This window comes from Chryseobacterium sp. GQ58 (genome assembly GCF_059758895.1).
The window spans coordinates 42,385-57,626 of sequence record NZ_JCAXEH010000002.1 but is presented as its reverse complement, the minus strand read 5'-3'; the positions used below and the strand labels follow the sequence as shown (position 1 = coordinate 57,626).

Sequence of the window (15,242 nt, the reverse complement as noted above, 5' to 3'; positions counted from 1 at the left end):
TAATAGGTCAAATATACAAAATAGCTTTTATGTAGCGGGAATAGGCGCTTAGTTTTTTAGCTGAAAGTTAAAAGCCGTCGTTTGTATTACTCGTCGCCCATTACTAATTATTTATCATGAAATTACTCATAATTTCTCTTGCGGATATAGGTTTTGAAACTTAGTTTTGCAAAATGGAAATCGCTCATCACTCAATAGCCATTATTTATTGTTAAATATGTATCAGTCAATTAATTGTAATGGTAAATTAGTAGATTTTACTGAGCCCAAAATCATGGGGATTTTAAATCTCACGCCAGATTCTTTTTCAGATGGCGGACAATTTAATAATGAAAAATCTGCGTTGGTGCATGCAGAAAAATTATTAAATGAAGGCGCAGAAATCATTGATATCGGACCGCAATCTACACGTCCAAACGCTGAATTTTTGAGTAGTGAAAAGGAAATCAAAAGGATCGGAAATGTGATTTCAAAAATTAAGAAAGAGTTTCCTGAAGCTTTGATTTCGTTGGATACTTTTTATTCTGAAACGGTGAAATTTGGTTTTAATGAAGGAATTGATATCGTAAATGATATTTCCGGAGGCCAATTTGACGATAAAATGTTTGATACGGTTGCCCAGACAAAGCTTCCCTATATTTTAATGCATGTAAATCCGTCTTACGAAACGATGCATGAAAAAATGTCTTTTGCAGATATTACGCTGTCAATCAACCAATATTTTTCTAAAAAAACAAATGAATTGCTGCAAAAAGGAATTCATGATATTATTCTGGATCCGGGGTTTGGATTTGGAAAAACAGTTGATGACCAAATGAAAATGATTGATGAAGCAGAATATTTAAGCTTTGGTAAATTCCCTTTGCTGATCGGTATTTCCAGAAAATCTTTTATTTACAAACCACTTGGAAAATCTTCGTTGGACATCAATGAAGAAACTCAGAAATTACATTTAAAAGTCTTAAAGAAAGGCGCGAAAATTTTCCGGGTTCATGATGTTGCTGAAGCCAAGAAAACAATTGAAATATTTAAAATAATGAACTATAAATGTGATGAGATAAATTTATAATTCATCATTCAGCCTAATTAAGATACGATAATTTATCAGCAAACTGTTTAGAAAATTCTTTTCTATCTTCTTCTAATTTTTCCTGATTTGAAGGCAAAATATAATTGAACAATACTTTTTCTTCATTGTCGATAAAGATGATTTCTTTTTCTTCGTCATCGATCATTTGCGAGAAAATTTCCCACATTGAAGTATCTTTTAGTCTTAATAAATCAAAAAACTGCTCAGCTTTTATTTCTATTTTTTTCATTTTATTACTTATTTTATATTTAACACCCCGCCAAAAATTCTTCGAATTTCCGCCACCTTCTGGCAGAGAGGAATTTTTAGAATTCTAATAATTTAAATTTAAATTGTACCGCAAAATTCTGTTTAAAGTTCTGCGTTGTATAATATCCGACTCTGTAAAACAAACCCAAATTAAAGTAAGACGAAAGAAAATTGTTCCATTCCAATCCGACTTCCTGATAAAGGTGATTCAATTTTCGGAACCTGAAATCATGATATTCAGGATGTTTCATATCTCCGATGGTTCCCCGCAATACAAGGTCAAAACTTGATACATTTTGTCCGATACTTTTAAAATACCACGGAAGCTGGTGGGTAAAATAATACGCAACAAATTTATCATTATAGAATTTTCCGCCTTCCAAAGTTGCAAATCCTAAATAGGAAGTCAGGTTAAAATTGATATCCCGGCTCGGAGACGCTAATCCGTTCATTGTGAAATGTTTCCAGATCGGAGCTTCACCCAGAACCAAACCGCCGTATAATCTTACGCCTGTAGTTCCGACGCGGGTTTTAAAATTGTGTACAAAAAGCACATCAAAACGCGTGTAATTGAAATCGCCGCCGAAAGCTTTAAAGCTCTGTTCATAATTAAAATAAAGCTCTGGAAATTTCTGCTCGATAACCGATTTTCCCTGCGGCGTCATAATATTGGTAGATTTTGGTGAAAATTTTAAAGTAAATAAAGTGTTGAAATTCTCAAAAGCTGAACCACCATTTCTGAAAGAATAATCAAATTTGGCTTCTTCTGATTGTCTTTTAGCAGCAAAAGCCAATGTCAATCCGTTCGAAATATCATTTAAATAAGATAAGGAAACCCCTTTGTATTGATAATATTTGTCATTATTGATGTTATTTCCATAATTCATCATTCGCATTCTGAAAGTCCAAAGCCTTCTGTAAAATTCACCCGAAGAGTTGACATCATCATAATATTCTATCCTGAAAAACGAATTTTTTTGCAAAGTTGTTTTCACATCAAGACCGATTCCGTACTTCAGCTTTTCATCATTGATTCCGTACGCAAAATAATAATCCGGCGAAAAGTAAGGATTAAAATTTTCATTAATCTTGGCCTTTAATCCTAATCTGAAACCTTCATATAAGTTATAATTCACGATCTCGCCAATGTCAAAATCAAAACTTCCGACACGGATCTGGCCGTTAAGGAGCCCCTTTAAAATCCTGGCTTTTCTATCAATATTATATACTTTTCCTAAACTATCAATTGTTGCATAAGTGTTTATTTCTCTGATAGATAATGGTTCGGTTCTATATTTTTGCAAAGTGGTTCCGTCTGTATTTTTCACGGAAAAAGTATAACCTTTAAAATCTTTCGGATCTTCTTTTATCGGCGAATCAAAACCAAAATATTTCGAACTTAAATAAGCGTAAGTTCCGAAGCTTTTTTTCTCTTTTTCAGAATTATTCTCTGCTTCATCGTCGTTTTTGTTATCCTCCATCATCATTCTGCTCATTCTCAACTTTACATTTTCTTCGTGTAAAAACCATTTATTGCCAAAGAAAATCCATGTGCTGGTGATGCTTCCTTCGTTTTTAGTTTTGCTGATATTTTCAATCTTTTTAATGCCAAAAGTTTGCGTATCAATATAAATATAGCCGCTGAATTTCCTTTTTTTAACAGGTTTTTTATAATTAACTTCACGAAAACGGATGACAAAATTTTTCCTGCCGTCAATTTCTATCGTATCGGTAAGGTAAAATCTGTACAGCCCACGATTTTCCTGTTTGATCTGGTTGGGTATTTTATTCCTGTTGCTTTGCAAAGCGATCATTTCATAAATCGGCTGCTTGAGACCGGAAATACGGTTGTCTAAAATATTTATTTTTTCACCATATTTTTTTGAATAAAGAAATTCCTGTGCTCTTTCCCAAAGGAATAATTTACTTTTGGCAAAAATCTTTTTAGCAGAAATATCGTCTAAAGAATCTTTGCTTTTTTGCTTGCTGAAAAGATTAAAATTTTCATTAAAAGCATTTTGAAAAGCTGAAATACTGTCTTCATCAATATCCAAAGACATTTTTTGGTATGATTTGTAAGTATATGAATCTAAACTTTGAGGCGAATTGCTTTTGAATAACTGATCTGCTTTTCTCAATATTTCTAAAGCGCGAGGATCGCTTTTATCTTCAAGGATGATCATTTCGATTGCCGTGGTTTTAGACGAAGTTTTAATAAGAGAAACCAGCATTCGATCTTCCACCAGCGCAGATTCTTTATAAAAATTTTCTGCCTCTATTTGAATATTTTTACATTTGGTCTTAAACTCAAAAAAACCATTGGAATCTGTTTGTCCCAAGGTTTTATTGTTGCAAAGAATTGTTACATTGGGAACAGGTTTTCTGTCGGATTCGTTTATTACCGTGAGCTTTGATTGTGAATAACCAAATGCAAATAGCCAAAAAAGCAACACCGTAATAAACCTTTTCATAAATAAAATGTGCTCAAAATTAATGATATTTCTCCTCTAAATAAAGTTTTTAGAGTTAATGTTTTTTTAAGTATACATAAGAAAGCCTTTGAAAATTTCAAAGGCTTTTATTTGTTCATTTTTAGAATGAATTTAAATGCTTAATGCTTTTTGGTAGGCGTTTTCCAAACCGTCAAGGTTTTTTCCTCCTGCTGTTGCAAAACCAGGATTTCCACCGCCGCCGCCTTGGATTTCTTTTGCTAAATCTTTTACGATCGTTCCTGCCTGGTAATTTGCTGCTAAATCATCGGAAACACCAACCGTTATCATTGGTTTTCCATCATTATCAGATAAAATAATCGTTACGGAGGTCGGAATTTCCTTCTTCAGCTGGAACACAATATCTTTTACAGAACCTGCATCCAAAGACGTTTTCTTAACTAAAAGCTGTTTGTCGCCTTTGTGTTCGTAAGCATTTTTCCAATCGCCGATTTCTCCTTTTGCCTTTTCTTTTTTGAAAGCTTCTATTTCTGATTTCAAGGAAGAGTTTTCTTCCATTAATTTCTCGATAGACTTTACGACATCTTTAGACTTTAACAATTGAGAAAGTTCAATCATTTGTTTTTCTAAATTCTTGAAATATTCATCAGATTTATCACCCGAAATGGCTTCAATCCTTCTGATTCCCGCCGCTGCAGAACTTTCGGAAGTGATTTTAAAATGACCGATTTCGCTTGTGTTTTTCACGTGAGTTCCACCGCAAAGTTCTTTTGAGCTTCCAAACTGGATCATTCTTACGCTGTCGCCATATTTTTCGCCAAATAACGCCATTGCACCTTTGTCAATCGCCTCTTTGATCGGAATATTTCTAAATTCCTGCAATGCAATATTTTCTTTGATTTTTGTATTTACTTTTTCTTCAACCAAAGCCAGTTCTTCCTCAGTCATTTTATTGAAATGTGAGAAGTCAAAACGTAGATAATCAGGGCCAACGTAAGAACCTTTTTGTTCAACGTGAGTTCCTAAAACTTCTCTCAAAGCTTCATGTAAAAGGTGAGTTACCGAGTGATTGGCCTGAGAATTTTTTCTTTCTGCAGCATTTACTTTAGCGTAGAAAACTGCGCCTGCATCTTTCGGGAGCCCATTAATTAAGGAAACAATCAATCCGTTTTCCTTTTTGGTTTCCAGAACTTCAAAACTTTCCACAGCGTTTTCAAGGACGCCTTTATCACCGACTTGTCCACCGCCTTCAGGATAAAAAGGTGAGTTGCTCAACACAACCTGATAAAATTCTCCGTCTTTATTTTCTACTTTTCTGTATCTTGTAATATAGGTTTCTGTTTCGATTTGGTCATAGCCAACGAAGTTTTCGGGCTTTTCTTCCAAAGTTACCCAATCATACACTTTTTGTGCAGAATCCGCTTTTGAACGAAGTTTTTGTTTCTTCATTTCAGCTTCAAATCCGGCTTCATTAATGGTCAAACCTTTTTCTTCTGCGATAATTCTCGTTAAATCATCAGGAAAACCATAAGTATCATATAATTCAAAAACTTCTTCGCTTGGTAAAACGTTTGAGTTATTTGAAATTGTCTGTTGAATCAATTTTTCAACTCTTATCAAGCCGTTTTCAATTGTTTTTAAGAATGAATCTTCTTCACTTTTAATAACTTCAGTCACCAATTTTCCTTGTTTTTCCAATTCCGGGAAGAAAGGTCCCATTTGATCTTTAAGAACAGAAACCAATTCAAAAAGGAAAGGTTCTTTAATTCCTAAAAATCTGTAAGAATAAGAAATTGCTCTTCTTAAAATTCTTCTGATCACATAACCTGAACCACCGTTTGATGGCAATTGTCCGTCAGCGATTGCAAAAGAAACCGCTCTGATATGGTCAACGACAACACGGATTGCAATATCTTTTTCATTTGCTAAAATTCCTGTATATTTTTTTCCTGAAAGTTCTTCAACTTTAGCAATTAATGGCGTGAAAACGTCGGTATCATAATTGGAAGATTTCCCTTGAAGCGCCATACAAAGTCGTTCAAAGCCCATTCCTGTGTCAACGTGCTGTTGAGGAAGTTTTTCTAATGATTTATCGGCTTTTCTGTTGAATTCCATGAAAACCAGATTCCAGACTTCCACAACTTGCGGATGATCGTTATTCACCAATTCAAGTCCTGAAATTGCAGCTTTTTCTTCCGGAGTTCTCAAATCAACATGGATTTCCGAACAAGGTCCGCAAGGTCCGCTTTCTCCCATTTCCCAGAAATTATCCTTCTTGTTTCCGTTGATGATTCTGTCTTCGGAAATGTGAGATTTCCAGAAATCATAAGCGTCCTGATCTCTTTCCAGATTCTCGGAAGCATCACCTTCAAAAATCGTCACATAAATATTTTCTTTCGGAATTCCATAAACTTCCGTCAACAATTCCCAGGCAAAAGCAATAGCATCTTTCTTAAAATAATCTCCAAAAGACCAGTTTCCCAACATTTCAAACATTGTGTGGTGATAAGTGTCTCTTCCAACATCATCCAAATCATTATGCTTCCCTGAAACTCTCAAACATTTTTGTGTATCGGCAATCCTTGGCGCCGTTGGCGTTTTATAGCCTAAGAAAAAATCCTTAAACTGCGTCATTCCCGAGTTGGAAAACATTAAAGTAGGATCATCTTTCAGCACAATTGGCGCCGAAGGAACGATAAGATGGTTTTTACTTTTAAAATAATCTAAAAATTTTTGACGTATCTCTTGTGATGTCATAGTTTGCTTTGCTTTTAGTATCAAAATTTGATAAGATGCAAATTTAAGATTTTTAGATGATTTGGAGATAATTTTAATTATACTGAATGTAGATTTAACGCAAAGAAAGCAAGGGATTTTAAAAGTGTTGTGTTTTTTTGGTCTCAATGGCGTTTCACTCAGCAAAGTCAGTTCGCTTTTTTATTGTGAGAAATTGTTGCGTTTGAAGTATTTATTAAGCAAATTTGAGTTGTGTTAATATTTATAAACGCAATGTTAAACAAAGAAATTTAAATCTTGATTTTTATTATTTAAAGATAAACAAGGGCGTTACACTTAACAAAAGAAATACAATTTTTGTTTTACATCAATAAGCAAAGCGGCTTTGTTTATCTTTAAAATAGAGATTATGACATTTAAAAAAATTGTTTGTCTTTGCGATTGAAATCAATCATTTGAAATTAACATTTATCCTTGAATTTGTATTAAGCAAGATACACGGCAAAAACGTTGTGCTTTTCCGTTCAACTTACTATCTTCGCTATATGTCAATTAAATTAAGATTAAAATCAAACAAAAATGACGAAAAATGAAACTCTGAAAAACTGGATAGAACAATATTCTGAATCGTTGTTGAGAAGAGCAATTTATGTGCTTTCGGACAAGGAAGAAGCGGAAGATATTGTTCAGGAAGTTTTTTTGTCTGCATTTTCGTCTTACGATTCTTTTGAAGGAAAAAGCAAACCTTTAACCTGGCTTTATACCATTCTTAATAATAAAGTTGCCGATTTTTACCGCAAAAAGTATAAGAATGAAACTCCAATCCGGCTTGATCAGTTCTTTGATGAAACCGGTTCCTGGAAAAATAATGATGTGCTAAATGACTGGAACGTTTCCAACAAAGAATCTGAGCTTTTAGACGATGATGATTTTAATAAAATTTTAGAAAATTGTCTTCAAGATTTGCCTCCTAAATGGAGCATTCCGATGAAAATGTATTATCTCGAAGAAAAAAAAGCACCCGAAGTGAGTCAGGAATTGAATATTTCCACGACTAATCTTTGGAAGATTCTGCAAAGAAGTCGAATGCAGCTGCGAGAATGTCTGGATTTTAACTGGTTTGCAAAATTGTAAGAATTTAAAAATGTTGAAAAAAATTATTCATACCTTATTTTTACCATGCAGTGAAGCGACATTGCTTATGGAAAAAAGAAATGCAAAAAATATTTCACCTACCGAAAACCGGAAGCTTGCCGTGCATTTGAAAATCTGCAAATGGTGCAAAGCGTATGAAAGTAAAATGAAAATTTTAGACGAAGTTTTTAAAATGAAGCTTTCTCAAAATAAAGAGACTACAATTGATGATATTGAAATTCAGGACTTTAAAGATAAAATGATTAATAAATTAGATTTTTAGAAAAATTTTGTCAGGATTTTGAAATTGTTCCGACTATAGTTTTGAAAATAATAAACATTAATTCAAAATTTAAAAAAATGAACGGAACATCAAAACTTAACACAGAATTATCAACTTTCAAATTAGGATATTATATTTCGCTTTTCGGAACTGCATTGGTATTACTTTGGATCGGGATTTTCAAATTTACACCAACAGAAGCCGCTGCGATAAAACCATTAATAGAAAACCATTTTCTCACCTTTTTCGTATATGATTTTGTAAGCGTGCAGGCTGTCTCCAACCTTATCGGAGTGATAGAAATTATCATTGCCTTGTTCCTTACATTTAGCGTGAAATTTGCATTATTAAGAAAATATGCTGCAATAGGCATGATTGCTACTTTCCTTGTCACTTTAAGCTATTTATTTACAACACCAGGCGTTTGGAGAGTAGTTGACGGAGTTCCTGTGACAGACTTTTTTATTCTAAAAGATTTGATGTTTTTAGGATTTGGATTTATGATATTTCAAAATGACAAAAAATGAAAGATAATAAAAAGAAAAAAATGAAAAATATATTAATTTTACTCGGCATATTTTTGGGAATAGGAGTGTTTGCAATAAGTTGCGGAGATTCAAAAGTTAAAAAAATTAAAAAAGAAAATGAGACCATTATGGACAGTAAAAATGTAAGAGAAATTTATTTTGCGGGCGGATGTTTTTGGGGAACTGAGCATTTTTTCCAACAAGTAAGAGGAGTTGTGGGAACTGAAGTAGGCTATGTCAACGGAAATACTCAAAATCCTACTTATGAGGAAGTTGTAAGCCATACAACTGGTTTTGCCGAAACAGTAAAAGTGAAATATGACCCTGAACAGATTGATTTACCTTTATTGATAGATCTTTATTTCAAAACAATTGATCCGACAAGTTTAAACAAGCAAGGTAACGATCGTGGAGATCAGTACAGAACAGGAATTTATTTTACCGATAAAAATGATGAGGCAATAGTAAAATCAGAAGTTCTGAAATTAGCTAAAAATTACAATAAACCTGTTGTGGTAGAAACAATTCCTTTGAAGAATTTCTATAAAGCGGAAGATTATCATCAAGATTATCTGGATAAAAATCCGGGAGGATATTGTCACATCGAACCGGGACTTTTCGAAATGGCAAGAAAAGCAAATCCGCCTAAAAAAGAAACGAAATATCAAAAGCAGGATAAAAAAGTTTTAAAAGAAAAATTAACTCCCGAACAATATAGAGTGACTCAGGAAAACGGAACTGAAAGACCTCATACAAATGAATATGACAAAGAATTCCGCGAAGGAATCTATGTTGATATTACAACGGGAGAACCATTGTTTATTTCAACAGATAAATTTGAATCAGGTTGCGGATGGCCAAGTTTCTCAAAACCGATTTCTAAAAAAGTAATTGACGAAAAACTTGACACTTCTGTAGGTATGACCAGAGTTGAAGTTAGAAGTAAAACGGGAGATGCGCATTTAGGACACGTTTTCAACGACGGTCCGGCCGATAAAGGCGGTTTGCGATATTGCATCAATTCTGCTTCACTGAAGTTTGTTCCGAAAGCGGAAATGGAAAAAAATGGTTACGGAGAATATATTTCTCTTTTAGAAAAAAAATAATTTGAAAGGTTGTCGAAAGGCAACCTTTTTTAGTTGATCATGAAAAATATCCGTAAACATTACGGACATTTTAATTTTATCTTAATACACATTTTAGCATTCCGGAACATTCACCGCAATTGCCAATCCTCCTTCTGAAGTTTCTTTGAAGCGATCGCTCATCGACAATGCAGTTTCCCACATCGTTTGTATCACTTGATCCAGACTAACTTTTGCTTTTGCAGGATCACTTTCCAAAGCGATATTGGCTGCTGTAATTGCCTTCATAGCGCCCATTGTATTCCTTTCGATACAAGGAATTTGTACCAATCCTTTGATTGGATCACAAGTTAAACCTAAATGATGTTCCATTGCGATCTCTGCCGCCATGAGAACTTGCGCAACCGTTCCTCCTAAAATTTCTGTAAGTCCTGCAGCAGCCATTGCCGAAGAAACACCTACTTCTGCCTGGCAGCCGCCCATTGCTGCGGAAATGGTAGCATTTTTTTTGAATAAAGTTCCAATTTCACCCGCAACAAGCAAAAATCTCATAATATCGTCGTCACTTGTATGTGCCGTAAAAGCCTGTGCATACATTAAAACCGCCGGAATCACGCCACTTGCACCATTTGTGGGAGCTGTAATTATTCTTCCGAAACTTGCATTTTCTTCATTGACGGCAAGCGCAAAACAGGCAATCCATTTATTGATATTGGTGAAATTTTCTTCAGCATCAACAACCTGTTGAAACCATTCGTCTTTATTCTTATAAATTTTGTCTCCTAAAAGCTTTCTGTTGATACCAGCTGCCCTTCTTGAAACATTCAGGCCGCCCGGTAAAATTCCTTCTTTATTTACTCCTTTATAGATACATTCTTTGATTTGTTGCCAGATGTACAAAGCTTCCTGCCTGGTTTCTTCCTGCGTCCGCCAGCTTTCTTCATTGATTAAAATAAGGTCTGAAACTTTATTTAAATTCATTTTTTCACAATATTTTACAATATCTGAACCGTGATGACAAGGATAAAGCGTTCTTACACAATCTTTTTCTATTGAGTTTTTTTCCTGAGTTGCAATAAACCCGCCACCAACAGAATAATAATCCTGAACCAGTTCTGTTCCGTCTTCAAATAAGGCTTTAAATATCATTCCGTTGGGATGGAAATCCAAAGATTTTGACATATTTAAAATCAAATGATGTCCGTAAATGAAAGGAATTTCTTTTTCTCCGCCTAAATTTAGAATTTGATTTCGCTTAATATGATCTACTTTCTCATCAATTTTTGAAGTATTGATTGTCCGGAAGTTTTCACCATTCAAACCCAACATTCCTGCAATATCGGTTCCGTGCCCGATTCCTGTTTTGGCTAATGAACCAAAAAATTCAAGAAAAACTTCTTTCACTTGAGCGATAGATTTTTCTCTTTTAATTAAATTGATAAAAGATGTTGCTGCATTCCATGGCCCCATTGTGTGCGAGCTGGAAGGGCCTATTCCTACTTTTATGATCTCAAAAACCGATATAGATTCCATAAATGTTTTTCATTTCCATGAAGAGCAAATATACACGATAAATCCTTATGAATTCAAACCTTTGAAAGGGTTTAATTTTACATTAAAAGCTAAAATGATCAGCTTTAAGCTTTAAATAAAAATTTCCTTCAACAATTTTGAAACTTCCTTATATTTTGTAGCAGGAAATAGATGAGTTCCGCCTTTTATGATAAAATCCGGTTTTGAATTTTTTATCGGAAACACAATGTCGCGGTCGCCTAAAATCTGTATAATATTCGGACATTCCTCAAATTTCCATTCCGAAATCCGCTCAACCGACCATTTGAGATAATAAGGATCCCGAACCCTGAAATATTGGGTAATTCGTGGGTTTTTAGGATCAAACATTTTTCTCACTAAAGAATAAAAAGTGGTCGTACGATCGCTGAAAAAACTTACAGGCATTAGTTTAGGGATCCGTGTAATTTCGCCTGCACGGATAAGTCGTGATTTTTCTTTATCGGATTTGATGCTTCCCAAAATAACTACTTTTTCTGCCGGTTTTAAAAGGTTGATTTCCTGCACCAAAATTCCACCAAATGAATACCCTAAAAGATAGAACGGCTCCGAATCGTCGATTTTATCGGCCATTCTTTTTATATAATCTAAAAAGCTTTCATTTTTTTGCGGGATGGCCCAATCTATAAAAACGACCTCATGCTGATTTGGAAATTCCAACTTTTCCAAAACTTTAAAATCGGCACCCAAACCGCTTACCACATATATTTTCATATTACTAAAATAAAAAAAATGGACAACTTCATGAAAGTTGTCCATAATAATTATCAATTTAAAACCTATCGAGGTCTTTCGTTATTAATTTTCTGAGTAGAAAGCTTGAACTGGATATCCATCTCGTCTTTAATAAAGTAATCTTTAATAGAATTCTGATAGAAGATTCTGAAATCTTTTCTGTTTAAAGAGAATCTTGAAGACTCAATCTCTACCGTAAATTGCGTAATATGAGCATTTGCAGGGAATGAAATCGTTTTTCTGATCCCTTTGATCGTAATGTCGCCAACAATGGTAGAATTGTATTCGCTATTCGCCAGAGGAATAATCTTCTTTAAATGGAATTTGGCTGTCGGAAACTTTTTTACTTCAAAAAAGTTCTTTCCTTTCAGGTCTTCGGTCAGTTTCACCTGATCTTCTCCCGAAAGATCTGCAACCATTAAACTTCTCATATCAATCACAAACTCTCCGTCTACTAAAACAGTTTCATCAAAAGTGAACTTTCCGCTTTTTAGCTTTAAGCTTCCGTAATGAGAGGTTGGCACTGTTTTTACCACCTTATGTCCCCACCATTTTATTTCAGATGTAACAACTTTTGAAATTTTATCTCCCTTTTTTTGTGCAAAAACCAATGATATGCCTGCACACATCATAACAAACAATAATAATCTTTTCATTCTTTTTTATTTACAATTCAACAAAAATAAAAAAAAGTGTAGAATTTCTACACTTTTAATACTATTTTTTTGATTTAATTATTTCGCAGTCACTTTTACAAGCATATCGATATCATCTTTTACAAAAACATCTTTCATTGAAGATTTGTATGCAACATCAAATTTTTGTCTGTCAAAAGAGAATTTATTTGATTCCAAACTCACTACTCCATTGCTGTAAGAAACTTTTGCAGGAAAAGAAACTTGGTTTGTTTTTCCCTTTACCGTTAAATCTCCTGCTACCAAACGGTTATAAACTTTATCATTGTTTTTCTTTACCGAAGTGATTTTGAAAGAGGCCGTCGGGAATTTCTCAACTTCAAAGAAATCGCCGTTTTTAAGGTGTCCATTCAGTTTTCCTTGGTATTCTCCTGAAAGGTCGGTCGCGTTGATTGAATTCATGTCCAATACGAAATCTCCGCCCACAAGCTCTTTTCCTTTCATGATCATATTTCCGGATTTCACTTTCACTTTTCCGTCGTGTGAGCTGGATTCAGTTTTTGCGACTTTATAACCCCACCAATGTACATCTGAAGATACTACTTTTTTTGACTGTCCAAATGCCAAACCACTTGCCAAAACTGCTAACAAAAATATTTTTTTCATGAATAAATTATTTAATTATTTTTTGATGCTGCAAATGTAGATATCTTATATGATAGTTGATCTTGATGTACATCAATAAAAGGAAATATTTTTATGAGTAAAATCATCATAAAAAAACTCCGAATTTCTTCGGAGTTTGATATTAGTCGTTGTAATAAGCGGTATAAAGCGCAGCACCATTGATATTTGTACTGTCGATATTGATGAGATAGATCGGAATGTTTTTTAACATATCTTCCATCTTATCACTTATTTTAAACTTTTCGTAGAACTTATCTTTGTCAATATATTCTCTTATAGCCTGAGGAATATCTCCTGCAATCAGTAAACCTCCGGTGGCTTTTAGTTTTAATGTAAGGTTGTTGGCTTCCCTCGCCAAAAACTCAAGGAAAGTATCTAAAGCTATTTTGCAGATCATCACATCATCTTCTACCGCAGCCTTATAAAGCTCTTCGGCAAAATCTCCTTGTGACAGACGCTCTCCCAAACCTTCCGGCTCCGGATGTCTTTTTACATCTCGCAAGAATCTGTAAATATTAAACAATCCTGTTTTGGAAAGTACATTTTCCCAACTTACAATTCCGTAGATATTATTCAGAAACTGATAAAATTCTACTTCAACATTTGTTCTCGGAGAAAACTCTGAATGTCCGCCTTCCGTTGCAAAAGGTCTTAAATATTTTCCATCAAAGAAATATCCGGCCTCACCCAATCCGTTTCCGGGAGCAAGAATCGCTACATTCCCTTTTTCCAGATGTCCGCTCGTGTAGATTGCATCAAGATCAGAATCTTCAAGAAGAGCGATACCGTATGCCGAAGCTTCCTGGTCATTCAACATATTGATGGTTTCAAAACCGAATGTATTTTTATATTCTTCAACATCCAAAGACCATCCAAGTCTTGCAGGATTACTTCTTCCATTTAAAACCGGTCCCGGAACAGAAATACCCAATCGTTGCGTGTTTTCAAGCTTCTCCGTTTGAATAAAATCCGTTAGAATTTCGGAAAAAGATGAATATTCTTTAGTACGATAATTTTTTTTGATTTTATTTTCAATACCACCGTTTCCGGAAACATAAAAGCCCAACGTCGTAATATCTTCACGCAGATTGGCCCCGATGATAGAAACATTGTCGTTATTGCTGTTTTTTACACCCGGTAAAAAAAGTGGAAATTTTGGATTTAAGTTCATAATCGCAAATTTTATCAAATATAATAATTGTTTTGGTAATTTTGGTCTGGTAAAAGAAAACCTTTTCAAATTTTCGAAAAGGCTTGGTTAATAATTAATTATATTGTAGTCAATTATTTTCCTAATGGAATATTGTAAGAAAATCCTGCTCCGATACTTCCCACATTATAATCCTGGCTGGCCATATCTCCGGTACTTCCTGTGAAAACTTTCTGATATTGAACAAAGAAATTCCAGTTTATATTGTGATATCCGATCTCTGGTTTCAGATAAAATCCGCCATCTGGTCTGTCGGCTGTTGAGTTGCCTGCTACCTTATCATCACCTACCAAAAATCCGTATCCAAGATCTGCACCAAAGTAAAAACCTGTCTGTTTCGGATAAACTCTGAATAAAGCTGCTACAGGCACTACACCAACATCATTATTATCATATCCGTTGTTATCTTTACCAAAATAGTGAGTATAACCCGTTGCAATACCCAAACCAAACCCAGGGGTAATAAGATTTTGGTAAGCAACATCTACGCCTACTGCAGCAGAAAGATTGTCCGCAGGAACTGCCAAACCTACGTTTGCTCCTACTTTAATCATATTGTTCATCTGTGCATTTTGTGCACTTACTAAACCTGCTGTTAATATTCCGGCTGCTAAAATGGTTTGTTTAAACATTTTCATAACTCTTAATTTTAAAATTTTACTTAGTCATAAAAAGTAAAAATCATGCCAAATAATTTTTGGTACTTTAAAAGAACCTCTATAAAACCTACAAAATAATCATAATCAAACGTTTAAAAAATTGAAATATTTCACCAATTTACTCTGAAAAAATGACACTCAATTTTCTTATACAAAAAAACCTTACCGAAAATGTAAGGTTTAATATGCT

At 34.2% G+C, this 15,242-nt stretch carries 14 protein-coding genes; 5 read left to right on the top strand and 9 right to left on the bottom strand.

Annotated features, from left to right (window positions below; genetic code table 11):
• Nucleotides 1-217: 217 nt before the first annotated feature.
• Nucleotides 218-1,069: a dihydropteroate synthase gene (folP, locus tag AC6CHK_RS04560; protein ID WP_498093988.1), complete on the top strand. Its 852-nt coding sequence runs from the start codon at nt 218-220 to the stop codon at nt 1,067-1,069.
• A gap of 13 nt (nt 1,070-1,082) precedes the next feature.
• Here the strand turns inward: folP and AC6CHK_RS04555 are convergent, their stop codons facing one another.
• The 3 genes from AC6CHK_RS04555 to alaS all read right to left on the bottom strand — a co-directional run bounded on the left by AC6CHK_RS04555 (nt 1,083) and on the right by alaS (nt 6,546).
• Nucleotides 1,083-1,319 carry a hypothetical protein gene (locus AC6CHK_RS04555; RefSeq protein WP_498093986.1) on the bottom strand — a complete coding sequence of 79 codons (237 nt, stop codon included), beginning with the start codon at nt 1,317-1,319 and terminating at the stop codon, nt 1,083-1,085.
• A 76-nt stretch (nt 1,320-1,395) separates the two neighbouring features.
• Nucleotides 1,396-3,810: a peptidase associated and DUF5686 domain-containing protein gene (locus AC6CHK_RS04550; protein WP_498093984.1), complete on the bottom strand. Its 2,415-nt coding sequence runs from the start codon at nt 3,808-3,810 to the stop codon at nt 1,396-1,398.
• A 132-nt stretch (nt 3,811-3,942) separates the two neighbouring features.
• Nucleotides 3,943-6,546, bottom strand: coding sequence for an alanine--tRNA ligase (gene alaS / locus AC6CHK_RS04545; protein ID WP_498093982.1), 2,604 nt, complete (start codon nt 6,544-6,546; stop codon nt 3,943-3,945).
• Between the two features lie 558 nt (nt 6,547-7,104).
• Between alaS and AC6CHK_RS04540 the strand changes: the two genes are divergently transcribed.
• The 4 genes from AC6CHK_RS04540 to msrB all read left to right on the top strand — a co-directional run bounded on the left by AC6CHK_RS04540 (nt 7,105) and on the right by msrB (nt 9,575).
• A complete protein-coding gene (locus AC6CHK_RS04540; RefSeq protein WP_498093980.1) occupies nt 7,105-7,659 on the top strand; it encodes a sigma-70 family RNA polymerase sigma factor in 555 nt (184 codons plus the stop codon).
• A gap of 10 nt (nt 7,660-7,669) precedes the next feature.
• Nucleotides 7,670-7,942, top strand: coding sequence for a hypothetical protein (locus AC6CHK_RS04535; protein ID WP_498093978.1), 273 nt, complete (start codon nt 7,670-7,672; stop codon nt 7,940-7,942).
• Between the two features lie 77 nt (nt 7,943-8,019).
• A complete protein-coding gene (locus AC6CHK_RS04530; protein ID WP_498093976.1) occupies nt 8,020-8,469 on the top strand; it encodes a DUF417 family protein in 450 nt (149 codons plus the stop codon).
• A 20-nt stretch (nt 8,470-8,489) separates the two neighbouring features.
• On the top strand, nt 8,490-9,575 hold the full coding sequence (msrB, locus tag AC6CHK_RS04525; protein ID WP_498093974.1) for a peptide-methionine (R)-S-oxide reductase MsrB: 1,086 nt from the start codon (nt 8,490-8,492) through the stop codon (nt 9,573-9,575).
• Between the two features lie 93 nt (nt 9,576-9,668).
• On the opposite strand, the gene AC6CHK_RS04520 is transcribed toward msrB, so the two are convergent.
• The 6 genes from AC6CHK_RS04520 to AC6CHK_RS04495 all read right to left on the bottom strand — a co-directional run bounded on the left by AC6CHK_RS04520 (nt 9,669) and on the right by AC6CHK_RS04495 (nt 15,031).
• Nucleotides 9,669-11,087 carry an L-serine ammonia-lyase gene (locus tag AC6CHK_RS04520; protein ID WP_498093972.1) on the bottom strand — a complete coding sequence of 473 codons (1,419 nt, stop codon included), beginning with the start codon at nt 11,085-11,087 and terminating at the stop codon, nt 9,669-9,671.
• A 111-nt stretch (nt 11,088-11,198) separates the two neighbouring features.
• Nucleotides 11,199-11,840: an alpha/beta hydrolase family protein gene (locus AC6CHK_RS04515; RefSeq protein WP_498095112.1), complete on the bottom strand. Its 642-nt coding sequence runs from the start codon at nt 11,838-11,840 to the stop codon at nt 11,199-11,201.
• Between the two features lie 65 nt (nt 11,841-11,905).
• Nucleotides 11,906-12,517, bottom strand: coding sequence for a YceI family protein (locus tag AC6CHK_RS04510; RefSeq protein WP_498093970.1), 612 nt, complete (start codon nt 12,515-12,517; stop codon nt 11,906-11,908).
• Nucleotides 12,518-12,595: 78 nt separating this feature from the next.
• Nucleotides 12,596-13,162 carry a YceI family protein gene (locus AC6CHK_RS04505; RefSeq protein WP_498093968.1) on the bottom strand — a complete coding sequence of 189 codons (567 nt, stop codon included), beginning with the start codon at nt 13,160-13,162 and terminating at the stop codon, nt 12,596-12,598.
• 142 nt (nt 13,163-13,304) lie between these two features.
• Nucleotides 13,305-14,354 (bottom strand): glucokinase, encoded by a 1,050-nt coding sequence (locus tag AC6CHK_RS04500; RefSeq protein WP_498093966.1) that lies wholly within the window; start codon nt 14,352-14,354, stop codon nt 13,305-13,307.
• Nucleotides 14,355-14,467: 113 nt separating this feature from the next.
• Nucleotides 14,468-15,031: a hypothetical protein gene (locus tag AC6CHK_RS04495; RefSeq protein ID WP_498093964.1), complete on the bottom strand. Its 564-nt coding sequence runs from the start codon at nt 15,029-15,031 to the stop codon at nt 14,468-14,470.
• Between the last annotated feature and the right edge of the window lie 211 nt (nt 15,032-15,242).